The organism is Brevundimonas sp. AJA228-03, assembly GCF_017795885.1.
Taxonomy (GTDB): domain Bacteria; phylum Pseudomonadota; class Alphaproteobacteria; order Caulobacterales; family Caulobacteraceae; genus Brevundimonas.
Genome location: NZ_CP059297.1, coordinates 2,053,801 through 2,076,753, shown reverse-complemented (window position 1 = coordinate 2,076,753; position 22,953 = coordinate 2,053,801). Strand labels below are relative to the sequence as shown.

The 22,953-nt window shown below is 66.4% G+C and carries 28 protein-coding genes and 1 pseudogene; 14 read left to right on the top strand and 15 right to left on the bottom strand.

Annotated elements, in window-relative coordinates; all coding sequences use genetic code 11:
* Positions 1–2 precede the first annotated feature (2 nt).
* The 6 genes from HZ989_RS10375 to HZ989_RS10350 are packed head-to-tail and all read left to right on the top strand — an operon-like array spanning position 3 to position 3,651.
* On the top strand, positions 3–392 hold the full coding sequence (locus HZ989_RS10375; RefSeq protein WP_209320757.1) for an SUF system Fe-S cluster assembly protein: 390 nt from the start codon (positions 3–5) through the stop codon (positions 390–392).
* Positions 392–811: an iron-sulfur cluster assembly accessory protein gene (locus tag HZ989_RS10370; RefSeq protein ID WP_209320756.1), complete on the top strand. Its 420-nt coding sequence runs from the start codon at positions 392–394 to the stop codon at positions 809–811. The genes HZ989_RS10375 and HZ989_RS10370 overlap by 1 nt, the downstream gene beginning before the upstream one ends.
* Positions 812–1,807, top strand: coding sequence for a methionine ABC transporter ATP-binding protein (locus HZ989_RS10365; RefSeq protein ID WP_209320755.1), 996 nt, complete (start codon positions 812–814; stop codon positions 1,805–1,807).
* Complete coding sequence (locus tag HZ989_RS10360; protein WP_209320754.1) at positions 1,807–2,469, top strand: methionine ABC transporter permease; 663 nt, start codon at positions 1,807–1,809, stop codon at positions 2,467–2,469. Before HZ989_RS10365 ends, HZ989_RS10360 begins: the two co-directional genes overlap by 1 nt.
* Before the next feature lie 13 nt (positions 2,470–2,482).
* On the top strand, positions 2,483–3,286 hold the full coding sequence (locus HZ989_RS10355) for a MetQ/NlpA family ABC transporter substrate-binding protein (RefSeq protein ID WP_209320753.1): 804 nt from the start codon (positions 2,483–2,485) through the stop codon (positions 3,284–3,286).
* A 2-nt stretch (positions 3,287–3,288) separates the two neighbouring features.
* Entirely contained in the window at positions 3,289–3,651 is a 363-nt protein-coding gene (locus tag HZ989_RS10350; protein ID WP_209320752.1) for a TfoX/Sxy family protein, read from the top strand.
* On the opposite strand, the gene HZ989_RS10345 is transcribed toward HZ989_RS10350, so the two are convergent.
* The 3 genes from HZ989_RS10345 to HZ989_RS10335 form a co-directional block, all read right to left on the bottom strand.
* Positions 3,648–4,433 (bottom strand): 1-acyl-sn-glycerol-3-phosphate acyltransferase, encoded by a 786-nt coding sequence (locus HZ989_RS10345; RefSeq protein ID WP_209320751.1) that lies wholly within the window; start codon positions 4,431–4,433, stop codon positions 3,648–3,650. The two genes, HZ989_RS10350 and HZ989_RS10345, sit on opposite strands and share 4 nt — an antisense overlap.
* 24 nt (positions 4,434–4,457) lie before the next feature.
* Positions 4,458–5,513 (bottom strand): GGDEF domain-containing protein, encoded by a 1,056-nt coding sequence (locus HZ989_RS10340; protein ID WP_209320750.1) that lies wholly within the window; start codon positions 5,511–5,513, stop codon positions 4,458–4,460.
* Positions 5,514–5,630: 117 nt separating this feature from the next.
* Positions 5,631–7,196, bottom strand: coding sequence for a DEAD/DEAH box helicase (locus HZ989_RS10335; RefSeq protein WP_209320749.1), 1,566 nt, complete (start codon positions 7,194–7,196; stop codon positions 5,631–5,633).
* Between the two features lie 265 nt (positions 7,197–7,461).
* Here HZ989_RS10335 and HZ989_RS10330 point away from each other — a divergent pair, with 265 nt between their 5' ends.
* Entirely contained in the window at positions 7,462–7,821 is a 360-nt protein-coding gene (locus HZ989_RS10330; RefSeq protein ID WP_209320748.1) for a hypothetical protein, read from the top strand.
* Between the two features lie 88 nt (positions 7,822–7,909).
* Here HZ989_RS10330 and parE read toward each other — a convergent pair whose 3' ends face one another.
* The 3 genes from parE to HZ989_RS10315 form a co-directional block, all read right to left on the bottom strand.
* Positions 7,910–9,976 (bottom strand): DNA topoisomerase IV subunit B, encoded by a 2,067-nt coding sequence (gene parE / locus HZ989_RS10325; protein ID WP_209320747.1) that lies wholly within the window; start codon positions 9,974–9,976, stop codon positions 7,910–7,912.
* Positions 9,945–11,222, bottom strand: a complete 1,278-nt coding sequence (locus HZ989_RS10320) for an O-antigen ligase (RefSeq protein ID WP_245162339.1) — start codon at positions 11,220–11,222, stop codon at positions 9,945–9,947. The genes parE and HZ989_RS10320 overlap by 32 nt, the downstream gene beginning before the upstream one ends.
* 265 nt (positions 11,223–11,487) lie before the next feature.
* Positions 11,488–11,736, bottom strand: a complete 249-nt coding sequence (locus HZ989_RS10315) for a hypothetical protein (protein WP_209320745.1) — start codon at positions 11,734–11,736, stop codon at positions 11,488–11,490.
* 28 nt (positions 11,737–11,764) lie between these two features.
* Here HZ989_RS10315 and HZ989_RS10310 point away from each other — a divergent pair, with 28 nt between their 5' ends.
* Positions 11,765–11,989, top strand: a complete 225-nt coding sequence (locus HZ989_RS10310) for a hypothetical protein (RefSeq protein WP_209320744.1) — start codon at positions 11,765–11,767, stop codon at positions 11,987–11,989.
* A gap of 39 nt (positions 11,990–12,028) precedes the next feature.
* On the opposite strand, the gene HZ989_RS10305 is transcribed toward HZ989_RS10310, so the two are convergent.
* The 3 genes from HZ989_RS10305 to HZ989_RS10295 all read right to left on the bottom strand — a co-directional run bounded on the left by HZ989_RS10305 (position 12,029) and on the right by HZ989_RS10295 (position 15,594).
* Positions 12,029–14,398, bottom strand: coding sequence for a UvrD-helicase domain-containing protein (locus tag HZ989_RS10305; protein ID WP_209320743.1), 2,370 nt, complete (start codon positions 14,396–14,398; stop codon positions 12,029–12,031).
* A gap of 209 nt (positions 14,399–14,607) precedes the next feature.
* Positions 14,608–15,327: an SIMPL domain-containing protein gene (locus tag HZ989_RS10300; RefSeq protein ID WP_209320742.1), complete on the bottom strand. Its 720-nt coding sequence runs from the start codon at positions 15,325–15,327 to the stop codon at positions 14,608–14,610.
* Between the two features lie 48 nt (positions 15,328–15,375).
* Entirely contained in the window at positions 15,376–15,594 is a 219-nt protein-coding gene (locus HZ989_RS10295; protein WP_209320741.1) for a ribbon-helix-helix domain-containing protein, read from the bottom strand.
* 190 nt (positions 15,595–15,784) lie between these two features.
* On the opposite strand from HZ989_RS10295, the gene HZ989_RS10290 reads away from it, so the two are divergent.
* A complete protein-coding gene (locus tag HZ989_RS10290) occupies positions 15,785–16,546 on the top strand; it encodes a Coq4 family protein (protein ID WP_209320740.1) in 762 nt (253 codons plus the stop codon).
* A 96-nt stretch (positions 16,547–16,642) separates the two neighbouring features.
* On the top strand, positions 16,643–17,563 hold the full coding sequence (locus HZ989_RS10285) for a DMT family transporter (protein ID WP_245162338.1): 921 nt from the start codon (positions 16,643–16,645) through the stop codon (positions 17,561–17,563).
* Here the strand turns inward: HZ989_RS10285 and HZ989_RS10280 are convergent.
* Complete coding sequence (locus tag HZ989_RS10280) at positions 17,560–17,736, bottom strand: DUF4169 family protein (protein WP_209320739.1); 177 nt, start codon at positions 17,734–17,736, stop codon at positions 17,560–17,562. The genes HZ989_RS10285 and HZ989_RS10280 overlap by 4 nt on opposite strands.
* A gap of 77 nt (positions 17,737–17,813) precedes the next feature.
* On the opposite strand from HZ989_RS10280, the gene HZ989_RS10275 reads away from it, so the two are divergent.
* Complete coding sequence (locus HZ989_RS10275; RefSeq protein ID WP_209320738.1) at positions 17,814–18,062, top strand: DUF2171 domain-containing protein; 249 nt, start codon at positions 17,814–17,816, stop codon at positions 18,060–18,062.
* A 103-nt stretch (positions 18,063–18,165) separates the two neighbouring features.
* Positions 18,166–18,558, top strand: coding sequence for a YccF domain-containing protein (locus HZ989_RS10270; RefSeq protein ID WP_209320737.1), 393 nt, complete (start codon positions 18,166–18,168; stop codon positions 18,556–18,558).
* On the opposite strand, the gene HZ989_RS10265 is transcribed toward HZ989_RS10270, so the two are convergent.
* From HZ989_RS10265 to fumC, 3 genes and pseudogenes are all read right to left on the bottom strand, one after another.
* Positions 18,559–18,870, bottom strand: a complete 312-nt coding sequence (locus tag HZ989_RS10265; RefSeq protein ID WP_209320736.1) for a CcdB family protein — start codon at positions 18,868–18,870, stop codon at positions 18,559–18,561.
* On the bottom strand, positions 18,870–19,100 hold the full coding sequence (locus HZ989_RS10260; protein WP_245162337.1) for a type II toxin-antitoxin system CcdA family antitoxin: 231 nt from the start codon (positions 19,098–19,100) through the stop codon (positions 18,870–18,872). The genes HZ989_RS10265 and HZ989_RS10260 overlap by 1 nt, the downstream gene beginning before the upstream one ends.
* Positions 19,101–19,160: 60 nt before the next feature.
* A pseudogene (fumC, locus tag HZ989_RS10255) lies at positions 19,161–20,552 on the bottom strand (class II fumarate hydratase).
* 93 nt (positions 20,553–20,645) lie between these two features.
* Here fumC and HZ989_RS10250 point away from each other — a divergent pair.
* Together HZ989_RS10250 and HZ989_RS10245 are read left to right on the top strand one after the other, a co-directional pair.
* On the top strand, positions 20,646–21,263 hold the full coding sequence (locus HZ989_RS10250) for a peptidylprolyl isomerase (protein ID WP_209320734.1): 618 nt from the start codon (positions 20,646–20,648) through the stop codon (positions 21,261–21,263).
* Between the two features lie 62 nt (positions 21,264–21,325).
* Positions 21,326–21,634 (top strand): RusA family crossover junction endodeoxyribonuclease, encoded by a 309-nt coding sequence (locus tag HZ989_RS10245; RefSeq protein WP_245162525.1) that lies wholly within the window; start codon positions 21,326–21,328, stop codon positions 21,632–21,634.
* On the opposite strand, the gene HZ989_RS10240 is transcribed toward HZ989_RS10245, so the two are convergent.
* On the bottom strand, positions 21,588–22,265 hold the full coding sequence (locus tag HZ989_RS10240; RefSeq protein WP_209320733.1) for a C13 family peptidase: 678 nt from the start codon (positions 22,263–22,265) through the stop codon (positions 21,588–21,590). The genes HZ989_RS10245 and HZ989_RS10240 overlap by 47 nt on opposite strands.
* 150 nt (positions 22,266–22,415) lie before the next feature.
* Entirely contained in the window at positions 22,416–22,901 is a 486-nt protein-coding gene (locus HZ989_RS10235) for an SspB family protein (RefSeq protein WP_209320732.1), read from the bottom strand.
* Between the last annotated feature and the right edge of the window lie 52 nt (positions 22,902–22,953).

Sequence of the window (22,953 nt, the reverse complement as noted above, 5' to 3'; positions counted from 1 at the left end):
AGATGCAAGACCAAGCAATCAGCCAGAGCGAGACCTTCGCCGGGACCTGGGCGGAACCGCAGGCGGCCGCCCTGCCGCAGGCCGAGCTGGACAGGCTGACCGAGGACCTGATCGCGGCGCTGAAGACGGTGTTCGATCCGGAAATCCCGGTCGACGTCTATGAGCTGGGCCTGATCTACAAGGTCGATCTTTCGGACGACAAGGACGTGCTGATCGACATGACCCTGACGGCACCCGGCTGTCCGGTGGCGGGCGAGATGCCCGGCTGGATCGAGGACGCGGTGATGAAGGTCGAGGGCATCAAATCGGCCCGCGCCAACCTGGTGTTCGAACCGCCGTGGGATCCCTCCAAGATGAGCGACGAGGCCAAACTGGCCTTGAACATGTTCTGATGACCGACTTTGAAACATCGTCATCCTCCGGCCTGACCGGGGGACGTCCCCGCCGCCCGCGCCCCAGGGTCGTGACCCTGACCGAGGCCGCGGCCGGGCGCGTGCGCGAGATCATGGCCAATGCCGAGAAGACCTATGTCGCCCTGCGGGTCGGGGTGAAGAACGGCGGCTGCGCGGGTCAGGAATACACCTTCGCCTATGCCGAAGAGATCGCGCCGATGGACGAGGTGGTCGAGGACAAGGGCGTCACCATCCTGATCGACCCCAAGGCGATCCTGTTCCTGATCGGGTCCGAGATCGACTACGAGACGTCGAAACTGTCGTCCAAATTCGTGTTCCGCAATCCGAACCAGACCGACGCCTGCGGCTGCGGCGAGAGCGTCACTATCGTTCCGGCGAAAGCCCTCGAGACCGACTGAATGATCCGGCTGGAAGGGGTCACCAGGCGCTATCGGAGCGCTGCGGGCGAACGTGTGGCGCTCGACGCGGTCGATCTGACGGTGGCCAGGGGGCAGGTGTTCGGTGTGGTCGGGCGCTCGGGCGCGGGCAAGTCGACGCTGATCCGCACGATCAACCGGCTGGAGACCCCGGACGCCGGCAAGGTCTTCGTCGGCGATCAGGAGATCACGGCGCTGAAGCCGGCCGCCCTGCGGGCGGCGCGTCGGCGGATCGGCATGATCTTCCAGCATTTCAACCTGCTGAACGCCAGGACGATCGAGGAGAACGTCGCCTTTCCGTTGCGGCTGGAAGGGCGGCCGGGGTCGGAGGTCGATCGCCGGACGGCGGAGCTTCTGGACCAACTGGGTCTGTCGGAACATGCGAAGAAGCATCCCGCGCAGCTTTCGGGCGGGCAGAAGCAGAGGGTCGGCATCGCCCGGGCCCTGGCCTGCGGTCCCGATGTCCTGCTTTGCGACGAGGCGACGAGCGCGCTGGATCCCGAGACGACCGACGAGATCCTGGCCCTGCTGGACGGGCTGAACCGCGATCTGGGTCTGACCATCGTCCTGATCACCCACCAGATGGAGGTGGTTCGCCGCGTCTGCGATCGGGTGGCGGTGCTGAAGGACGGGCGGGTGGTGGAGGAGGGGGCCACAGCCGATGTCTTTCTGCATCCGAAGTCTCCGGTCACGCGCGCCATGCTGGCCGAAGGCGAGGGGGGCGAGACCCTCGACGCCTCGGTCGTGCCGGCAGGCGGGCGGCTGGCCAGGCTGACCTTCCGGGGCGGCTCGACCTATGAGCCGGAACTCAGCCGCATCGCGCGGTCGACGGGCGTGGACTATTCGATCCTGTCGGGCCGCATCAGCCGCATCCGGGGCGAGCCCTATGGCCAGATGGTCGTGGCCTTCACCGGCGGCGACGCGGACGCCGCGGTCGCCCAGCTGACGGCGCGCGGCGTGGTGGTGGAGGCCCTTTGATGGAATTCTTCGCCAATATCGACTGGCCCGAGATCGCGCGGGCGACGCGCGACACCCTTCTGATGCTGTTCGGCGCCATGGCCCTGACGGTCGTGTTCGGCGTTCCGCTGGGCGTGCTGCTGTATCTGTCCGGCAAGGGGCGGCTGGCGGCCAATCCGGTGCTGAACGGGGGGCTGTCGCTGGTCGTCAACATCCTGCGGTCGGTGCCCTTCATCATCCTGCTGATCGTCATGCTGCCGGTGACGGTGATTCTGGTCGGGACCTCGCTGGGCGTCGCCGGGGCCATCCCGCCGCTGGTGGTGGGAGCCGCGCCCTTCTATGCGCGTCTGGTCGAGACCGCGCTGCGCGAGGTCGACAAGGGCGTGATCGAGGCGACCCAGGCCATGGGCGGATCGACCTGGCAGATCGTGACCCGCGCCCTGCTGCCGGAGGCCATGCCCGGCATCATCGCCGGAGGCACAGTCACGGCCATCGCCCTGGTCAGCTATACGGCCATGGCGGGCGTGGTCGGGGCCGGGGGCCTGGGCGACCTGGCGATCCGGTTCGGATATCAGCGGTTCCAGACCGACGTCATGGTGGTGACCGTAGTTCTGCTGCTGCTGCTCGTACAAATTCTGCAGATGATCGGTGACGCCATCGTCGCTAGGGTCTCGCATCGCTGATTGAGATTTCCCCATGCTGAGACGCACCCTGATCCTGGTCGCTGCCGCCCTGGCGCTTTCCGCCTGCAGCCAGGGCGTCGAGACGCCCGCCGATCCGTCCGCGCCGCTGATCGTGGGGGCCACGGCCGTGCCGCATGCGGAGATCCTGGAGTTCCTGAAGCCCACGCTCGCCGCTGAGGGATTCCCGATCGAGATCAAGGTTTTCAACGACTATGTTCAGCCGAATACCCAGCTGGCCGAGAAGCGGATCGACGCCAACTATTTCCAGACCAGGCCCTATCTGGACGAGTTCAACGCGGCCCGTGGCGCGACGCTGATCACCATCGCCGGCGTTCATGTCGAGCCTCTGGGCGCCTATTCGCGCAAGCATCGGGCACTGGCGGACCTGCCCGACGGCGCGGACGTCGCCCTGCCGAATGATGCCTCGAACACGGGCCGGTCGCTGCTGCTGCTCCAGTCCGCCGGGCTGATCACCCTGCGCGATCCGACCAATCCGCTGCAGACCGTCCGCGACGTCACAGGCAATCCAAGGAATGTCCGCTTTCGCGAGATCGAGGCCGCCACCCTGCCGCGCGTGCTGGACCAGGTCGATCTGGCGGTGATCAACACCAACTATGCACTGGACGCAGGGCTGAAGCCGAAGACCGATGCCCTGGCGCTGGAGGGCGGTGACAGCCCCTATGTCAACTATCTGGTCGCCCGTCCCGACAACCAGAACGACCCGCGCATCCAGGCTCTGGCGACGGCGCTGCGCAGCCAGGCGGTCAAGGATTTCATCGCGCAGAAGTATGACGGCGCTGTCGTCCCGGCGGCTTGACCATGGCCTATGACCCCGACTTCGGTGAATGGGTGCAAGAACATTTCGCGGCCCTTCATCCGCTCGAGATCAAACGCATGTTCGGCGGGGCAGGCCTCTATTCGGGCGGTCTGATGTTCGCCCTTCTCGATGACGGTGTCGTCTGGCTGAAGGCTGACGAGACCAGTGCGCCGCTGCTGATCGAGGCCGGGTCGCGCCAGTTCACCTATCCGACGAATGACGGGCAGACGATGTCCATGGCCTATTGGTCGCTGCCGGAAAGCGCGATGGACGACCCGGACGAGGCTGTCGCCTGGGCCAGGCAGTCGATCAATGTGGCCCTGCGCAAGGCGACCGCAAAGCGACCGCGCAAAGCCAAGCTCTAGCCTGCTGCTGCCGCCTTCGCCTGTTTCGCCAGCTCGTCGGGGGTGGGGACGCGGACATTGGGAATGACCGGTCCGCCGCGAGCCTCGGCGATCAGTTCGGCGGTCCGGCCCTCCACGACCGCTTCCAGTCGCTCCAGGAACTCCTCCTTGCCCAGCCCGGTCGGGATCGGGTCGAGGAACTCCAGCGTCGCGGTCCCCGGGTGTTTCTCATAGGCCTCCTGCGGCCAGAACAGGCCGAGGTTGGAGGCGAGGGGCACGACCGGCATGTCGAAGTCGCGATACATGTGCCAGACGCCGGAACGGTAGCGGAACTTCTCGCCGACCTTCGCCAGATTGCCTTCAGGATAGATCAGGATCCTGCGGCCCTCGGCATGGGCTGTGGCGCCGCTCTGTTTCAGGGAATCCCGCGCTTCACGGCCGCCGCAGTTGTTGACCACAATGGCCCCCAGCTTCTTCAGCACCGTGCCCAGCAGGGGAAACTTCTCGAGGTGGTCGCCGGTGACGAACGCCAGGTCGTCGAACTGATCATAGGTGGCAAAGCCGTCGCCCCAGCTCTGGTGCTTCGAGGCGATGATGAAGGCCCCGGTCGGCAGGCGGTCGCGGCCGCGCACCTCGATCCGGATTCCGGCGAAGATCCGCATGGCCTGCACCATGCGGCGGACATAGCGGCGGATGACGAAGGCGGTGGCACCGCGCCCCGGCGTCAGGGCTGCGAAAGCGGCGGTGAGGCCATAGCCGATCGACAGGAGCCAGTAGGCGATGTTGAAGGCAAGACTTCGCATCGGACCAGCCTGTCCGATTCTCGCTCAGGCCGCTTCGTTCAGACGCTCGCCGTTGGTGACCTTGTTCCGGCCGGTGCGTTTGGAAGCGTAGAGCGCCTGGTCGGCCCGATCGAGCAGGGACGAGCCGGTCTCACCCGGACGGCGCTGTGCGAGGCCGGCAGAGATGGTCACCGCTCCCAGCTCGTCGTTGGTTGAACGGCGACGGAGGGCGCGGGTGCCGATTTCTTCGCGAATCTCGTTCAGGACCTTCTCGACGGCGGAGGCGTTCTCGGACGGGAAGATGATGGCGAACTCTTCGCCGCCATAACGGGCCGCGGTGCGAGGCGCTTTGGAGATACTGCCGATGACGCTGGCGACATAGCGCAGAACCTGATCACCGGTCTGGTGGCCCCAGGTGTCGTTGAACCGCTTGAAGTGGTCGATGTCGAGCACGGCCAGGGTCATCGGTTGACGGTTCTTTTCAGCCTCGTCACAGGCCTTCAGCAGTCCCTCGTCGAACGCCTTGCGATTCGCCAGGTTGGTGAGGGCGTCGGTCATGGCGTCGCGGCGGACCTGTTCCAGATGATCGCGCAGCCGGGCGATTTCCTGGGTGGACGTCTCGAGACGTCTTTCAAGCGTGGCGTTCTCGAACTGAACCTCGGTCGTGGCCCTGGTCAGGTTCGAGACGACATCCAGCAGGGCGGTCGGCTCGGCGGCCCCTTCGAGGTGGACGGAAGCTCCGGCCAGTGTCTCCCCATAGGCGGCCTGGGACTTCTGCGCCTGGGCGATGGCTTCGGAGACCGTCGACAATTCACGGTTCAGGACGGCACCTGCGTCGCGGATTTCCTCCGACAGGCGACCCCGGGGCAGATATTCGGCTGCAATCTTCTCCGCGATGGCTTCGGTGAAGACGGTTCCATTCCCGAGGACCCGGCTCATCTCGAGGCTCAGCGCACCCTCGGGTTCACCCAGCCAGTGAAGCCAGAGCTCGAAGTTCAGCGGAGTTGGCCAGACGCCGACACTTTCCATCTCGCCCAACGCCCGGCGCGCCAGGGTGAAGGCTTCAGGGCCGTGCAGTGTCGTCTGAACCTGTGTCGACATTCGAGGCTTCTCGCATCGCGCTCTTCGGACCAATGAGTCCATTGCCGGCATGGTAGTGGTCGAACCGTAAGATAGGGTTAATCGCCACTTGAAAAAACGGGAATATGGCCCGCCGTTTCAACCCTTGAGGGTGGCCGGCCGACGCAGGAAGGCCGGTACGTCGCCACCGAAGCCCGCGCCTTCACGCGCCGGTGCCGGGTCGTGGTCGGCGCGACCGCCGGGGCGACGATCGGCCTGACGCAGCCGGGGCTCTGATGTCTGGCGGGGCTCCGATGCGGGTTCGGCGACGGGCCCGACCGGTGCGACGACCTGGACAGCATCCGACACGGGCACCGGCGCAGCGGCCTTGCTCGCCCGGCGGCTGCGGGTGCGGCGGGCCGGGGCCTCGTCGGGGGTTGCCGGCGCATCGATGGCGGCCGGTAACGCGGCGGGCTGCTCCCCGCGCGTCTCCATAGCCTCGACCGGGCTGTCCGCACGGGCCTTTCCGCGCGGCGGGCGGGCGTCGGACTTTGTCGCTCCGCGACGGGACGAGCCGCTGCCCAGGTTCGACCAGTCGAGGTCTAGGACCAGTTCCTCGGGGCTCATCTTGATGAGCTTCATCACCTTGTCCAGCGACTTGTCGTCGGCCGGGGTCACGATCATGAAGGCCTGACCCAGCTTGCCGGCGCGGCCGGTGCGACCGATGCGGTGGACGTAGTCGTCGGCATGGTGGCTGACGTCGTAGTTGAAGACGTGGCTGACGTCGGGAATGTCCAGGCCGCGGGCGGCGACGTCGGACGCGACCAGGATCTTGAGCGCGCCGGAGCGGAAGTCGGCCAGAGTCCGGGTGCGCAGCGACTGATCGAGATCGCCGTGGATCGGCGCAGCATCGAAGCCGTGCTGTTTGAGGGACTTGGCGACGACGTCGACTTCGGACTTCCTGTTGCAGAAGACGATGCCGTTGCGGACGTCGGCGCGGGCCATCAGCTCGCGCAGGGCGGCGCGCTTGGCCTTGGGGTCGCTGGAGGGGATACGGACCAGATACTGGGTGATGGTCTCGGCCGTCATGGCCGGGCGCGACGCCTCGATCCGGGTCGGATCCTTCAGGAAAGCCTGGGTCAGACGGGTGATCTCGGGCGGCATGGTGGCGGAGAAGAACAGGGTCTGACGCTTGGGCGGCGTGAGTTTGAAGATGCGCTCGATGTCGGGGATGAAGCCCATGTCGAGCATGCGGTCGGCCTCGTCGACGACCATCAGCTCGACACCGTTCAGCATCATCTTGCCGCGTTCGAACAGGTCCAGCAGGCGGCCCGGCGTCGCGATCAGGACATCGACGCCCTTGTTCAGGGCCGCGACCTGGTCGCCCATGGAGACGCCGCCGATCAGGAGGACCCAGCTGAGTTTGGTTCCCTTCGCGTATTTTTCGAACGACATGGCGACCTGGTCGGCCAGTTCGCGGGTCGGGGCCAGAACCAGGGCGCGCGGCATGCGAGCCCGGGCGCGGCCCTTGGACAGGCGTTCGATGAGGGGGAGGGTGAAGGCGGCCGTCTTGCCGGTGCCGGTCTGGGCGATCCCCAGAACGTCGCGACCGGCAAGGGCCACGGGAATGGCCTGGGCCTGGATCGGTGTGGCGGTGGTGTAGCCGGTGTCGATGACGGCTTGCAGGGTCGTGGGCGAGAGGCCCAGAGCGGAAAATTCGGTCATGTATCCTTGGACGGAGCCCGGCAGAAAGCTGTGCCGGTGGGAAAGCAGGAGCCGCCCGATCAATGGGGCGGCGGAGAATGTCGCGGAACCGCCCTGTCTCTGGGCGAGCGGGCGGCGCGAATCGCCAGATCCTGTCCCGAACGTGCGCCGCGTATAGAAGTCCATACGTCAGAGTCAAGGATTCGCCGATCGTCGGTCGCCCTTGGCAAAGTGTGAACTATCGTTAAGATTTGGTCATCGAGCGCGGCGGGGAAGGGGTTCAGACATGAGGAAGACCATCATCGCGCTGGCGGCCGCCTGCGCTGTGGCGACGCCGGTGGCGGCCTCGGCCGAGATCGCCGACATGTTCGAGAACACGCTGGTGTCGCGCTATCCGGACGGGGGCTGGGTGCGCCACTGGTTCAACCGGGATGGCACCTATTCAGCCCAGTTTTCGGACGGACGACGGCTTTCGGCGTCCTGGCGGATCGAGGGCGAGCGCGTTTGTCTGAATGGCATCCGGCCAGCCTTCATGATGATCTCGCGCTACTGCTCGCCGGTCGTCGAGGCGCGTGTCGGCCAGACCTGGACCGCGCGCGATCCCCTCGGGCGGCGTGTGCAGAACGAGCTGGCACCGGGGCGTTAAGGGTATTCCGCTCATTCACTGGATAAAGGATCGCGATTGATCATCGCCTGGTCATCGACGCTGATCCTCAACCGATCGTGAAAGCCAACTAAACGTCCAGATCGGCCACCGCGAACCGGGCATTGTCCTGGATGAAGCGGAAGCGGGCGTCGGCCTTCTTGCCCATCAGGCGTTCGACCAGGTCCTCGATGTCGTCCTCGGAGGCGGGCAGGGTGACGCGGGCCAGGGTGCGCTTCTTCGGGTCCATGGTGGTCTCCTTGAGCTGGGAGGCCATCATTTCGCCGAGGCCCTTGAACCGGCCCAGTTCGACCTTCTTGCCCTTGAACACCGTGGCCATCAGCTCCTCGCGGTGGGCCTCGTCGCGCGCATATTCCGACAGGGGACCGGCCGAGAGGCGATAGAGCGGGGGCAGGGCCATGAACAGGCGGCCCTGGCGGATCACCTCGGGCATGGAGCGGTAGAAGAAGGTGATCAGCAGGGCCGCGATGTGCGCCCCGTCCACGTCGGCGTCGGTCATGATGACGATGCGTTCGTAACGCAGCTGTTCGATATCGAAGCGCGGGCCGGGCGTGACACCCAGAGCGAGGGTCAGGTCCGAAAGCTCTATATTCGCGCGCAATTTGTCGGCCGTGGCATTGGCGACGTTCAGGATCTTGCCGCGCAGGGGCAGGATGGCCTGGGTCGTGCGGTCGCGCGCCTGCTTGGCCGATCCGCCGGCCGAGTCGCCCTCGACGATGAACAGTTCGGTACCGTCGGCGGACTGGCGGCTGCAGTCCGAGAGCTTGCCCGGCAGGCGGAGCTTGCGGGTGGCCTGGGCGCGCTGGACCTCCTTGTCCTTCCTGCGACGCAGGCGGTCCTCGGCCCGCTCGATGATGAAGGCCAGCAGGACATTGGCCTGTTTGGGATTTTCGGTCAGCCAGTGGTCCAGGGGGTCTCGCAGCAGGGCCTCGACCAGACGCTGGGCGTCGGGGGACGACAGCCGGTCCTTGGTCTGGCCCTGGAACTCGGGATTGCGCACAAAGACGGAGATCATGGCCCCGGCGTTGGCGATGACGTCCTCGGCCGTGATCTGGACCGCGCGCTTCTCGTTGGTCAGTTCGCCATAGGCCTTCAACCCCTTGACCAGGGCGGCGCGGAACCCGGCCTCATGCGTGCCGCCATCCGGGGTCGAGACGGTGTTGCAGTAGGACTGGACGAAGCCGTCGGCCTCGCCGAAGCCGATCGGGGACCAGGCGACGGCCCACTCCACCGCCCCGGCCTCGCCCTTACGCTCGACCCGGCCGGAGAAGGTCGGGGTGACGGTTTCCAGCTCGCCGATGCGTTCGGCGAGGGCGTCGGCCAGGCCGTTGGGGAAGTGGAAGGTCGCGGCCTCCGGCGTCGAGTCGGTGATCCGGTCGGGCGCGCAGGTCCACTTGATCTCGACACCGCGGAACAGATAGGCCTTGGACCGGGCCATCCGGAACAGGCGGGCGGGCTTGAAGGCCGCGCCGACGCCGAAGATTTCTGCGTCCGGGTGGAAGCGGATCAGGGTGCCACGCTTCTTCGACGGCTGCACCTGTTCGATCGGGCCGAGCGGCAGGCCGCGGCTGAAGGACTGTTTCCATTCGAAACCGTCGCGCCAGACCGTGACGTCGAGACGGTCGCTGAGGGCGTTGACGACGCTGACCCCGACGCCGTGCAAACCGCCCGAGGTTTCATAGGCTTTCCCCGAGAACTTGCCGCCGGAGTGGAGGACGGTCATGACCACCTCCAGCGCCGACTTGCCGGGATGTTTCGGGTGCGGATCGACGGGAATGCCGCGCCCGTCGTCCTTGACCGACAGGAAGCCGTCTGCGTCGAGGTCGACGGTGATCAGTTTCGCATGGCGGGCCACGGCCTCATCCATGGCGTTGTCGAGGACTTCGGCGAACAGGTGATGCAGGGCCCTCTCGTCCGTGCCGCCGATATACATGCCGGGGCGTTTGCGGACGGGCTCCAGACCCTCGAGCACCTCGATCGAGGAGGCGGAGTAGGAACCGGTGGCGGGGGCGGGCGGGGCCGCGGGGGCCGCGACGGGCGCGGCGGCCTGCGCCGTCAGAGCCGGGTCGGGCACGGGCACCGCAGGCTTCGGGGCCTCGGGAATGTCATCGAACAGGGATGGCGCGTTGGCGGGCATGGGCGGAGTGTGTCGCGATTCGGGGTCGCTGCTGGTAGGCCGCGCGCGCCGCCGGGGCAAGCGGGACACGCGTCGGGTATGGCTCGAAACAGGTGGCGCGGGCGACGATGGCCAGCATCAGCACCCAGGGCAGGTTGGCATGGCTGAGCAGCACGCTCTCGGACAGGCTGAGCAGCAGGAAGGCCAGGAAATAGCCCAGCGCCCACCAGCCCTCCTTCGGCCCGTCGGTCCTGACGCGCAAGACCGAGCCGAGAAAGCCGATGGCGACCAGGAGACCCACGCTGATCGCACCCGGCCAGCCCAGCTGGACCAGCAGGTCGATCCAGCCGTTGTGCGCCGATGGCACGGGCCAGCCCGTTTCCGCGCGCACATACATGGCGGGCACGGAGTCGCGACCCCAGAAGGCCTGGTAGCCATAGCCGGTCCAGGGATGGACCGAGACCTTGTGCATCAGGCTGACCCAGATGTCGGTGCGGCCGGTCAGGGAGGGATCCTTGCCCAGCGCCTTCAGCACCACGGCCGGCTCGGTGATGAAGACATAGGAGCCGGTCGCGATCAGCACGACGCCGACCCAGATGGCCACGACCGAGAAGGCCGCCCCGCCGCGCCGCATGGCCCACAGACCGGCGATCAGGCCCACCGCGAGCAGCAGACATAGCAGCGAGGTCTTGGACTGGGTGGCGAGGACCAGAAGGGTCGTGACCAGCAGGGCGATGGAGGGCATCAGCCGATGGCGGGTCTGTTCGGAAGCCAGGCAGGCGGCGCTGGCGGCGGCACCCGCGACCATGATGACACCCATCTGGTTCTTTTCGTACCACAGGCCGCGCCACAGGCCGTCGTTGTCGCCGTGGTGCACGCCGATGGCGGGAAAGGCGAAGACGAAGACCAGACTGCCGATGCCGAGGATCAGTCCCATCCACATCAGCAGCCGCGACAGGTGCACGCCGCGGAAGGCGACGCCCAGATAGACGGCAAAGACCGACGCCATCCCCATCGCCAGCACGCGCCGCAAGGTCGTCTCCACATCGATCGACCAGTATCTCGACGCATAGGCGTGGAGCACCAGGCCCAGCACCATCAGCAGGGCGGGCCAGGCGCGAATGACCTTGTCCGCCCGCATCGCCAACAGCCCGATGATGACAACATAGACCGGCAGCCAGATCAGCCGCAGAATCGGTGTTTCGGCCTGGGTCGGGGCGAAGACCGGACCGACGAAGGCCCCGGTGAGCATGATCACCACGAACATCGCCGCCGCCCGCTCCCAAAGGGGCGGGGCAGGGTCGGCAGGCGCGGAGGTGGCGAGAGCAGGGTGCACGGAGGGAGGTTGGCAAGACCTCGTTAAGGAAGCGTGTGGGGCCAGCCCCCAACCCTCACCCGCTCATCCCCGCGAAAGCGGGGACCCAGATCTTCTGTGGGGCACGCCGCAGGGCACTTGATTACCGTGATCGAAGAGCCAGATCGCCGAAAGCACTGGGTCCCCGCTTTCGCGGGGATGAGCGGAGATTGAGGGATCAGCTCTTGTCTTGAGCCTCGGCAGCCCGCTGCAGATCAAGCGTCTCGCGCAACTCCGCCAGGACCTCGTCCAGATCGCGTACCGGTTCAACGGGATCGAGCGGTTGCCTGGGTTCACGGGGATCGCCGTTGATCCAGACAAAGTCGTCGTAGTCGAACAGATGCGACTCCAGCATCATCGCCGCGACCCGTGTTCGAACCGGATGTAACCGTTCAGCCGCCCGCAGCGAAAATCGTGCGAGGGTCAAGGAACCGGACCCGCAGGGGGACTTCAGTATGGCGATCAGCGGCGACTATTCGACGCCCGTCTATGTCAACGGCTACAGCTGCCGCAACTGCACCGACGTATCCAACGCCAAAAAGAACATCGACCCGGCCCGCCCGGAGTCTGGCCCGTTCAACTCGACCGCCGACCTGGACCCTCGCGCTCGCCTGGCACCGCAGAAGGTCAACGCCAACGTCGCCGTGCAAAGCATAAGGCTGCTCGACGTCCGCGCCTGAAGAAAGCGACCGGAAGACCGGAATTCCGCCCGGACCCGGTCATGCCTTCTCAACAAACGTATCGATGACTTTCTTCTCGCCCGCCTTCTCGAACGCCACCGTCAGCTTGTTGCCCTCGATCACCCCCACCGAGCCGTAGCCGAATTTCTGGTGGAAGACGCGCTGGCCCTTGACGAAGCCAGAGCCGGATTTGGGGTCGGCGGTGGCGATCAGGCGGCCTTCACCCTCGATGACGGTGCTGCGGGCGGGGCGGGCACCGGGGGTTTGTGCGGCCGTGAAGGCTTTCGCGCGCTGCCAGCCGGGAGAGGTGTAGCCGGTGCTGAAGGAGGGGGTGTCGTCCCAGCGGGATTTCGCCTCCTTCATGCCGGCGGAGGCCCCGTAATAGCCGGTATCGCTTTCGGCCTCGACATGGGCGATGGGCAGTTCGTCGACGAAGCGGCTGGGCAGCTGCGATGTCCAGCGGCCGTAGACGAGGCGGTTGGCGGCAAAGGAGATGCGGGCGTCCTGCTTGGCGCGGGTGACGCCGACGTAGGCGAGGCGGCGTTCCTCCTCCAGGCCTTTTTCGCCCTTCTCGTCGATGCTGCGCTGGCTGGGGAAGACGCCTTCCTCCCAGCCGGGCAGGAAGACGAGCGGAAACTCCAGTCCCTTGGCACCGTGCAGGGTCATGATCTGGACGGCGTCCGAGGACGGGCCGCGGTCGAGGTCCATGACCAGCGAGACGTGTTCGAGATAGGCACCCAGCGTGTCGAACGACTGCATCGCCTGGGTCAGTTCTTTCAGGTTGTCGAGGCGGGTCGGGCCGGTCACGCGGTCGGCCTTCTGCATGTCGGTATAGCCGCTCTCCTCCAGCACGGCCTCGGTCAACAGCCAGTGGCGGGTGTCAGCGGCAAGGGCGCGCCAGCGGTCGAGGTCGCGCACGAAGGTCGACAGGGCGGTGCGGGTGCGGGCCTGAAGCTCGTCCGACGTGATCAGGTCACGAACGGCGGCCATGGCCGAGACGCCGTTGTGACGGGCGATCTGCAGGATCTTCTGCACACTGGTGTCGCCGATGCCGCGCTTGGGCACATTGACGATCCGCTCGAAGGCCAGGTCGTCGTCCTCGGACTGGATCAGGCGCAGATAGGCGTGGGCGTCGCGGATCTCGGCGCGCTCGAAGAAGCGCGGCCCGCCGATAACCGTATAGGGGATGGCCAGGAGGACGAACCGTTCCTCGAAGGCGCGCATCTGAAACGATGCACGAACCAGGACGGCCATATCCTTGTAATTCGTACCCTCGCGACGGGCGGTCTCGATCTCGTCGGCGATCAGGCGGCTCTCGGCCTCGCCGTCCCAGACGCCGCGCACGCGGACCTTGTCGCCGGTCTGGTCCTCGGTCCACAGGGTCTTGCCCAGACGGTCGCGGTTGGCGGCGATCAGGCCGGACGCGGCCCCGAGGATGTGGCTGGTCGAACGGTAGTTGCGCTCCAGCTTGACGATCTTCGCGCCGGGAAAGTCTTTTTCAAACCGGAGGATATTGTCGACCTCTGCGCCTCGCCATCCATAGATGGACTGATCATCGTCACCGACGCAGCAGACATTGCCGGTCGAGGACGTCAGGAGCCGCAGCCACAGATACTGGGCGACATTGGTGTCCTGGTATTCGTCGACCAGGATGTAGCGGAAGCGTTTCCGATATTCGTCAGCTATGTCCGCGTGTTTCGACAAAATTGTGAGGTTGTGCAGCAGCAGATCGCCGAAATCGCAGGCGTTCAGTGTGGCCAGGCGCGACTGATAGGCGGCGTACAGGCTCTGGCCCTTGCCGTTGGCGAAGTCCTCGCCGGAGGGCAGCTTTTCGGGCGTCCAGCCGCGGTTCTTCCAGTGGTCGATCAGGCCGGACAGCGATTTGGGCGTCCAGCGTTTGGTGTCGATGTTGGCGGCTTCGAGCAGTTGCTTCAGCAGCCGCTCCTGGTCGTCCGTGTCGAGGATGGTGAAGGTGGACTTCAGCCCGACGAGCTCTGCATGGCGGCGCAGGATCTGGGCTGCGACCGAGTGGAAGGTGCCGAGCCAGCGCAGCCCCTCTGCCGACGGGCCGATCAGGTGGGTGATCCGCTCGCGCATCTCGCGTGCAGCCTTGTTGGTGAAGGTGACGACCAGCAGTTCCCACGGCCGGGCGCGGCCGGTGGCCAGGATATGGGCCAGGCGAGTGGTCAGGACGCGGGTCTTGCCCGTGCCGGCCCCGGCGAGGACAAGGACCGGGCCCTCGGTCGCCTCGACGGCCGCGCGCTGTTCGGGGTTGAGTCCTGACAGATAGTCGGGGGCCTCATGCGTCACGCCACCGGGACCGCGCGAGCGGGCGAGGTCGGAGATGCGCGGGGCGGGCAGGGCGTCAGTCAATGCGGGGATCCCGGGATTCGGCGTGACCCGGAACATAATGAGCACAGAGGCCAAAGTCAGTCCCTGACTTCGACGGGCCAGGAACCGGCAAGCCGCGCTGTCGTTTGTCCGGTTCAGGGGCGGCATGGAAGCGCCCAGGCTGCCGGAGATCGAGCCGCCGACCCTGCCGGTGCCGGGGCCGGCCCCCTCCAACTGATGTCGGTGTCTCCTCCCGATCGCTTCGCGACCGGGAGGAGACCGAAGGACTATTTCAGCTGGTAGGTGACCGTGGCGACGACGCGGACGCGCTTGTCCAGCGAGGTGGATTCGTTGTCGATGTCCTCGCGGGCAAGGATTTCGAACGACCCTTGCGTCGCCTGACGGATGGGCCCGAGCGGCGCGCCGGAATCCTTGGCGAACTGCTCCGCACCCGAGCGGGCCGAGGCCGTGGCTTCCGCGATCATGGACGGGCGGACCTCGTTCAGCTTCGTGTAGACATAGACCGGGTCGGCGAACCCGATCAGCACGTCCTGACGCACCAGCTGGTCCAGCGAACGCTGGGTCTGGGCCACGCGGGCCACGTCGCGGGTGCGGATCGTGACGGAGTTGGTCGCGGTATAGTGCAACACGTCGCCGGCGGGCTGATAGGCATTGGCCTTGTTGTCCGTGACGGACAGGCGACCATTGGTCAGGGCGTCCTCGGGATAGCCCTGGGCCTTCAGGAACTGCTGGACCTTGAGCAGGTCGCCATCGATCTTGCCGGTGACGGCATCCAGATCGTCGCCCGACTGGCTGAAGTTGATGGTCAGGACGGCCAGATCGGCCACGACGTTACGCTCGGCCACGCCGCGCACCGTGACCTGTCGATTGCCCACCTGGGCATTGATGACCCCGCCGCCTATGGCGATGCCGGACCCGATCAGGCCGATGGCGATGAGCCCGCCAAAGATGGCGGGCGGAAGAAGGCTGCTGCGATCGACTGACACGGCGATATCCCCTGGTTGAGAGGGAGACCGTGCGCGCCATTGTCGCAATTAGCGAGTGATGGAACCTGACCCCGCGTGCTCCAGCGCAAGAAGCCGACAGGCGGAGGCGAGCGCGCGACGCCCGCGCGTCTGGTCGATCCAGACCAGCAGGCCTGCGTGGCTGAGGTTCCGTTCGGCGGCGATGCGGTCCAGGATGACCCAGAACTCGGGTTCCAGAGCCACGGAGGTGGCGTGACCGGCCAGGGTGACGGAGCGCTTCTTGAGCATCAGACCGTGCGTTCCGCCAAAGCCGCCTCCTCCACGTGGATACGATAGATCACCAGCGCCGTGTTCAAAAGGCCGAAGGCCTCCCCCTGAAGCCACCGTGGGCGGTGGAGAGGACGGCGAGGCGTCGGGCCAGGGTTCGCGACGGTCGCCGGGTGCGCTATAGTCGGGTTCCTCACAGCGGGATGACTCGATGACGATCGATACGCTTGCCTACCCCGAAGAGTTCCAGTCGCTGAAGCCGCAGCGTATTCAGCCGCTTGCCGCCTATCGGGCGTTCCGAAAGCTCATCCGGGACAAGGAAGACACCGCCCAGGTGTTTGAAATCATGAAGGCCCTCTCGGGCCGATCGCAGGCCCGCGGCTATGCGCGGATGCTGCGCACCATGGAGGGGGGGCGCCAGGCCTTCCTGCGTGACGAACTGGCGCACAGGCTGGATGATCCCGCATGGCTGGCCCGCTTCAAACCGGGAACGGTCGGCGCGACCTACCGGGCGTTCCGGGAAGCGCGCGGCTTCACGGCCGACGGCCTCGCTGAGGTAGAGCGGGAGGTGGTCCCCTTCATCGACGCGCCGCATCCGATCGTCTGGTATTCGCGCAGGCTCAGGGACATCCACGACATCTGGCACGTCCTGACCGGCTATGGCACCGATGCCCTGGGCGAAGCCTGTGTGGTGTCATTTTCCTATGGGCAGACCCGGAACCTGGGGTTTGCCTTCATCGGCTATGGCGCGGCGCAGGAGATCCAGCGGGAGAACCGGGCCATTCCGGCGCGGCGGGCGGTCCTCCAGGCGTGGCGAAACGGGCGCGCGGCGCGGTGGCTGCCGGGACTGGACTATGAGGCCCTGTTCCGTGAACCCCTGGACGCGGCCCGCATGCGACTGGGGATCCGGCCGGCCACCGTTTATGCGGCCGTGCCTGAAACCGTGCGCAACGTCATCAAACTGCGGGCATGACATAAGGCAGCCTTGGCCTTTCGGGCGGGGATCGCGGTTGCCTGCGATGCCGTCACCCGGCAAGGGTCGGCTCTCCCCCTTGACCGAGAGTCTGCCTTGAACCTGCCCGAACCCCTTCGTCGCCCGTCCGCCAATGCCCTGGCCATCGCCGGGGTCGTCCTGTGTGCCGTGATCTGGGGCACGACCTGGTATGCGATCACCTGGCAGTTGGGCACGGTCGATCCGGTGGCGTCGCTGGTATGGCGGTTCGGGCTGGCCGCGCTGGTGCTGATCGTCGGCTGCGCGGTGATCGGGCGATCGCTGACGCTGACGCGGGGCCAGCATCTGGCGGCCTTGGGGCAGGGTGCCTTTGTCTTCGCCGTCAGCTACTCCTTCACCTATGCCGCCGAGGGGCATGTCACCTCGGCCATCGTGGCTGTGGTGTTCGCCGGCCTGGCCTTCCTGAATCTGGTGCTGTTCCGGGTGGTCGTGGGCCAGAAAGCCTCAGGCGCAGCGTGGACGGGGGCCACACTCGGCATCATCGGGGTCGCCGTCCTGTCGGGCGGCGAGGCGCTCGGGGCGGGTTTCGACCAGCGCGCATTGATCGGGATCGGCCTGGCCTTTCTGGCGGTGATGAGTTCTGCCGTCGGCAACTACTTCTCGTGGCGGGGTCAGGAGATGGGCACCGCAATCCTGCCGCAGACCGGCTGGGCCATGGCCTATGGGACGGGGATGCTGGTCGTCTTCGGACTGGTGACCGGTGCGCGGTTCACCATCGATCCGAGCCCCGCCTATCTGATCTCGCTGGTCTATCTGGCCGTCCTGGGGTCGGTCGTGGCCTTCGTCACCTATTTCGCCGTGGCGAGGGCGCGGGGCTATGCCCTGGCCAGCTACATCTCGGCCCTGACGCCGCCGATCGCGATGCTGGTGTCGGTGCTGTTCGAGGACGCCCATTTTGGATGGTCGGCGGCGGCAGGACTGGCGCTGGTGCTGGGCGGGCAGGCGCTGCTGTCCCGCGCGCCGAAGGCGGCCACCTAGTCTTCGAGGCGGGACTGATCCAGCAGGCGTGACAGGCGTTCGCGTTCTGCGCGGGCGGCGTCGCGTTCGGCCTTGGTGAGGCCATGGAGCACGCGATTGGCCTCGGCCCGTGACTTCGCCCCGTCCTTGTTTCGCGCCTTGCGCACGCGGTTCAGGTTTACGATCTCGGCCATCGGATCCTTTCGGCGCAGTCGGCAACCCGGCGCACGGGTCGGCGTTTGAGTGTCTCACCCCCGCCAGGAGACCGCCCATGGTAGACGTCACGCGCATCAAGGAACACCTAGAAGTCGTCGGTTCGGACGGCGGTCACGTCGGGCGTGTCGACCACGTCCTCGGCGACCAGATCGAGCTGGCCAGGCTGGATCTCGCCGGTGTCTTCAAGCACCACATGATTCCGGTCAGCTGGGTCGACGACGTCCGTGACGACACGGTCCGCCTGTCGCTGACGAAAGATCAGGCCAGGGCCCAGTGGACCGAAAAGCACCACGACGCACACTAGGCATCCGCCGGGTTACGACGAATTCACGAGGGCCCCGCTGATATCGGCGGGGCCTTTCGACTATGTATTCGGGGTCGGCAGCGGGCCGGCAGGAGAGACGCCCTTGATCCGACTGATCCTGAACATCCTGTGGTTCGTCTTCGGCGGCTGGATCAGCGGCCTGCTGTGGCTGCTGGGCGGGGCGATCCTGGCGCTCACGGTCGTGGGTCTGCCCTGGAGCTTCGCCGCCTGGCGGATCGCCAGCTATTCCTTCTGGCCGTTCGGGCGAGAGGTGGTCTGGGCGGGGGAAACCGGGGGCAAGGACGTCGGCTGCTTCGGTGTGGGCCTGAACGTGATCTGGTTCGTGTTCGCCGGCTGGTACATCGCCCTGTCGCACATCATTATCGCTGTCGCCGAGGCCATCACCATCATCGGCATCCCCTTCGCCCTGAAGGATCTGGAACTGGCCAAACTGGCCCTCATGCCGGTCGGTGCGACGATCCGGGACAAGCCCTGATCAGAACCCGGTGAACAACCGGTCGAGGGCGCGACGGATTTCGTCTTCGTAGCGCTTGAGATCGCCGACGGCTCGCTTCAGTTCGGACCGCAGGACGGGCGCCATTTCAGGCAGCGAGAGATGGAACGGCTCGTCGTTCAGTCGAATCAGGATCGAAACGCGCGTGAATTCGCCGCTGCGAGGTTCCCGGATCAAGGGCGCGATCAACGCCGTTGGCATCTCCTCCACGAAATGGGACTGCATCAGGACGATGTAGGGAGCGGCTATGCGAGAGCGGGGTGACGGGTTCGCAAACACGTCAAACTGGCGCATCACCAGGTCCGCAAGTCCTCACCGAAGACGCCGTCGCGCTCGATGCGCAAACGATAGGCTTTCAGCGCCTCTGCGTTCTCTTCGGCCCACCGCTTCGCGCGTGCTTCGGCCCCGGCCGGATCGACCTTTTGCAGATAAAGGCGAAGGCTTCTTTCATCCACGCCGGTCACATCAATACCCAGCCGCGCGGCCTGCTCCAGCAGTTCCGGTTCGATCTCGATCTTTTTCAAGACAGGATGCACCATAAGACTACTCTAGTGCGAAAGGCGGCCAAACGCGAGCGGGCGGCTTCACCCCGGCGCGATCATCTTCTCGGGCCGCACCGCCTCGTCGAACTCGGCGTCGGTCAGGTAGCCGCCGCCGACGGCTTCCTGGCGCAGGGTCGTCCCGTTCCTATGGGCCGTCTTGGCGATCTTCGCGCAGGCGTCATAGCCCAGCTTGCCGTTCAGGGCGGTGACCAGCATCAGCGAGTTGTTCAGGCCGCGTTCGATGTTGTCGATGCGGGGCTCGATGCCAACGACGCAGTTGTCGGTGAAGCTGACCGCCGCATCGCCGATCAGCTTCATCGATTGCAGCACGTTGTAGATGATGACGGGCTTGAACACGTTGAGTTCCAGATGCCCGTGCGATCCGGCGACCGTCACGGCCACGTGATTGCCCATCACCTGCGCGCAGACCATCGTCATCGCTTCGCACTGGGTCGGGTTGACCTTGCCCGGCATGATCGAGGAGCCCGGTTCGTTGGCGGGGAGGCTGAGTTCGCCGAGGCCTGCGGGGCCGGAGCCCAGGAAGCGGATGTCGTTGGCGATCTTCATCAGGCTGACCGCGAGCACGTTCAGCGCGCCCGAAATCTCGCGACCATCGCGTCATGCGCCGCGAGCGCCTCGAACTTGTTGGGCGCGGTGACGAAGGGATGGCCGGTCTCGGCGGCGACTTCGGCGGCGAAGGCGGTGTCGAAGCCGAACCTTGGCGTTGACCCGGTGCCGACAGCGGTGCCGCCCTGCGCCAGCTCGAGCACGCGCGGCAGCGCCGCTTCCACCCGCTTGATGCCCGTAGCCAACCTGCGCGGCGTAGCCGAGAACTCCTGCCCCAGCGTCATCGGGGTCGCATCCTGCAGGTGGGTGCGGCCGATCTTGACGATGTCGGCGAATTCCTGCCTCGGCATCGAGCGCGCCGTGGAGCTTCTTCAGGGCAGGGATCAGGTGGTCCAGCGCCTCGACCGCCGCAGCAATGTGCATGGCGGTGGGGAAGGTGTCGTTCGACGACTGACCCATGTTGCAGTGGTCGTTGGGGTGGACGGGGGTCTTGCCTCCCTTCTTGCCAGTGAGAATCTCGTTCGCGCGGCTTGCGATCACCTCGTTGGCGTTCATGTTCGACTGGGTGCCCGAACCCGTCTGCCACACCACCAGCGGGAACTGGTCGGCGAGGGTGCCGTCGATCACCTCGCGCGCGGCCTGGACGATCGCCTCGCCGATCCCGGCATCCAGCCTGCCCAGCGCCATATTGGTCTCTGCGGCGGCGCGCTTGACGATGCCCAGGGCGCGCACGATCGGCAGGGGCTGCTTTTCCCAGCCGATCCGGAAGTTGCCGAGCGAGCGTTGCGCCTGGGCCCCCCAGTAGCGGTCGGCGGCGACCTCGATGGGGCCGAAGGTGTCGGTTTCGGTGCGGACGGTGTGGGTCATGGTCTGCTGTCTTCGGCTTGGCGATAGATCGCGGCGGGGTGTAGCACGGCGATGCCGTCGGGCAAGGCGGCGAGCCATGATCGGAGCGAGGCGATGAGGCAATTCGAGATCATCTCGGCTGCGGTGTTGAGCATGACCCTGGCGGGCTGCGCGACGATATCCTCGGCCCCGCCGGTCCAGGTCGTCATCGCCACGGACGCGGGGCGGTTGGTCGTCGATCTGGACGTCGAACATGCGCCGGTCTCGGCCTGCAACTTCATCAGTTATGTGACGACCGGCGACTATGACGGGGGCAGTTTCTTTCGCACCGTGGTGGCGGCGACCAACGCCAATCCCAACCCGATCAATGTGATCCAGGCCGCGACGCCGCGTGGATCGGACGATGCGTCCAGGCCCCCCATCTCCCTGGAGCGGACGCGGGACACGGGCCTGCGCCATCTGGCGGGCACGATTTCGCTGGCCCGGGGAGGGCCGGATACGGCGACGTCCAGCTTCTTCATCGTGACGCACGATACGCCCAGTCTCGACTTCGGCGGCGGGCGCAATCCGGACGGTCAGGGGTTCGCGGCCTTCGGGCAGGTGAGCGAAGGTCTGGAGGTGGCGCGGGCTATTCAGGCGATGCCTGCCGATGGCGAGGAGCAGCTGACGCCACCGGTCGTCATCCGTTCCGCCCGTCTGATCGGAGAGCGGCCGTCGCGGTGCCGCAATTGACCGGCGACTGGGTCGTCTCCGGCAAGGTTCGGGCGCGCGAGGAGGGGGAGGCCGTCGTCATCATGATCGACGGCCTGACCACCCAGGCCAAATACTACAAGCCGCTGGTCTATGAGTTCTTCAGGAAGGAATGGCGCGGCGCGCGGCCGTCCTATGGCGACTATGTCGTGGAGATCGTGATGGAGCACGTCGGCGAGCCGCCCTGGATGGACCTGGACAACCTGGCCAAGGCGCTGCTGGACGCCATCAAGGGATATCTTTTCCACGATGATGCCCAGGTGGCCCGGCTGCTGGTCGAAAGGCACGAGGGCGAACGCGAGCGAATCACGATCCGTGCCTATCCCCGTGCGCCTGGCCGCCCGAGCGGGTGAACCGCAGGGTCGGCAGCAGCAGCTGCATATTGGGACCAATGAAGACCTGGGGCTCCGAGGCGGGCGTCAGACCTTCTGCCGCCTCGCGCTGGCTGACGCAGGCACGGGTGGCATTGGCCAGGGCGATGAAGTCCGTGGCGGTCGGAAGGCTCTCGATCACACAGCCGTCGAAATACGGATAGGTGGCGTCCTCGCTGCATCCGAACGAGGCCCGGTCACGGCGTGCCGCGGTCATGACCATGCGGTTCGGTCCCGCCAGGCTGTCGAGGAACACGCCGGAGAAACAGGCGGATATGACCACGACGGTCGGCCGCTCGCCGCACACCTCATGGACCAGGCGAGCCATGGCGGTCGGCGTGACCCGCGCCGCGGGACCGAAGTTGATCCCCTCGGGCGAACCGTGGGAGCTGATGTAGAGGAAGCAGCCGCGCGTGGCCCGGGCCGCCGTCTCGGCGATGCCCGTTACGGCCGCCTCGGCTGACGTGGGCGGCTCGGCATCCGGGCGCAGGCTGTAGTCGACCATGTCGGCGCGGGAAAAGCCGGCGGCGAGGAACCCGGCGGTCAGGTCGCGACGGGCGTTGTCGAAAGCCTGGATCGGTTGACCCGCGCTGGTGCGCCAGTCGGCGGCCACGATCGCGGAGGCCCAGCCGTCGAACCGGCTCTGGGCGAGCGCTGGGACTGCGCCCAGCCATGCCAGAAGAACGATGACGACCGAGCGAACCAGGAGACGCTCCCGACTGGAGGAGATGACAGCCTACCAACAGCGCAGGCGGCGCAAAGCCTATTTCTTGCGGAACTGATCCAGCGACACGACCTTGGGGCCGTCGTCGCCCGACGGCACGGGCTCGGTCCGTTTGGGCGCAGGCAGCTCCGCGACGGGTTCGGCCACGACCTCGGGGGCCTCGAACTGCAGCAGGAACTGGACGCTGGGGTCGTAGAAACGGGTCACGGCCGCATAGGGCACGGTCAGGACCTTGGGCATGCCGCCGAACTTCAGCATGACGGAAAACAGGTCGTGCTCGACGGAGAGGTCCCAGTACTGGTGCTGGAGCACCACGGTCATCTCGTCGGGATATTTCGCCACGACGTCGGGCGGAACCGAGACGCCGGGCGCGCGGGTCTTGAAGGTGATGTAGAAATGATGGGCACCCGGGATACCACCGGGACTGGCGGCGCGTTCGAGCGCGGCACGGATCACGCCACGCAGGGCATCCTGCGCCAGCCTTTCGTACAGCATCTCGTCAATCGGCGGCGCGTCGTCGGCCATGAATACCCTCGGTGTCTGGCGACAGATAGCGGCACCGGGCGCCGGGCGGAAG

Bases quoted from the DNA above. Each gene is read 5' to 3' on its own strand.
- HZ989_RS10365 (WP_209320755.1), top strand. From the start codon at position 812: ATGATCCGGCTGGAAGGGGTCACCAGGCGCTATCGGAGCGCTGCGGGC.
- HZ989_RS10355 (WP_209320753.1), top strand. From the start codon at position 2,483: ATGCTGAGACGCACCCTGATCCTGGTCGCTGCCGCCCTGGCGCTTTCC.
- HZ989_RS10360 (WP_209320754.1), top strand. From the start codon at position 1,807: ATGGAATTCTTCGCCAATATCGACTGGCCCGAGATCGCGCGGGCGACG.
- HZ989_RS10275 (WP_209320738.1), top strand. From the start codon at position 17,814: ATGGTAGACGTCACGCGCATCAAGGAACACCTAGAAGTCGTCGGTTCG.
- HZ989_RS10345 (WP_209320751.1), bottom strand. From the start codon at position 4,433: ATGCGAAGTCTTGCCTTCAACATCGCCTACTGGCTCCTGTCGATCGGC.
- HZ989_RS10235 (WP_209320732.1), bottom strand. From the start codon at position 22,901: ATGGCCGACGACGCGCCGCCGATTGACGAGATGCTGTACGAAAGGCTG.
- HZ989_RS10310 (WP_209320744.1), top strand. From the start codon at position 11,765: ATGGCGATCAGCGGCGACTATTCGACGCCCGTCTATGTCAACGGCTAC.
- HZ989_RS10290 (WP_209320740.1), top strand. From the start codon at position 15,785: ATGACGATCGATACGCTTGCCTACCCCGAAGAGTTCCAGTCGCTGAAG.
- HZ989_RS10335 (WP_209320749.1), bottom strand. From the start codon at position 7,196: ATGACCGAATTTTCCGCTCTGGGCCTCTCGCCCACGACCCTGCAAGCC.
- HZ989_RS10265 (WP_209320736.1), bottom strand. From the start codon at position 18,870: ATGCGCCAGTTTGACGTGTTTGCGAACCCGTCACCCCGCTCTCGCATA.
- HZ989_RS10320 (WP_245162339.1), bottom strand. From the start codon at position 11,222: ATGTTCGTGGTGATCATGCTCACCGGGGCCTTCGTCGGTCCGGTCTTC.
- HZ989_RS10280 (WP_209320739.1), bottom strand. From the start codon at position 17,736: ATGGCCGAGATCGTAAACCTGAACCGCGTGCGCAAGGCGCGAAACAAG.
- HZ989_RS10330 (WP_209320748.1), top strand. From the start codon at position 7,462: ATGAGGAAGACCATCATCGCGCTGGCGGCCGCCTGCGCTGTGGCGACG.
- HZ989_RS10245 (WP_245162525.1), top strand. From the start codon at position 21,326: ATGATCGACGGCCTGACCACCCAGGCCAAATACTACAAGCCGCTGGTC.
- HZ989_RS10295 (WP_209320741.1), bottom strand. From the start codon at position 15,594: ATGCTCAAGAAGCGCTCCGTCACCCTGGCCGGTCACGCCACCTCCGTG.
- HZ989_RS10370 (WP_209320756.1), top strand. From the start codon at position 392: ATGACCGACTTTGAAACATCGTCATCCTCCGGCCTGACCGGGGGACGT.
- parE (WP_209320747.1), bottom strand. From the start codon at position 9,976: ATGCCCGCCAACGCGCCATCCCTGTTCGATGACATTCCCGAGGCCCCG.
- HZ989_RS10250 (WP_209320734.1), top strand. From the start codon at position 20,646: ATGAGGCAATTCGAGATCATCTCGGCTGCGGTGTTGAGCATGACCCTG.
- HZ989_RS10350 (WP_209320752.1), top strand. From the start codon at position 3,289: ATGGCCTATGACCCCGACTTCGGTGAATGGGTGCAAGAACATTTCGCG.
- HZ989_RS10305 (WP_209320743.1), bottom strand. From the start codon at position 14,398: ATGTTCCGGGTCACGCCGAATCCCGGGATCCCCGCATTGACTGACGCC.
- HZ989_RS10340 (WP_209320750.1), bottom strand. From the start codon at position 5,513: ATGTCGACACAGGTTCAGACGACACTGCACGGCCCTGAAGCCTTCACC.
- HZ989_RS10375 (WP_209320757.1), top strand. From the start codon at position 3: ATGCAAGACCAAGCAATCAGCCAGAGCGAGACCTTCGCCGGGACCTGG.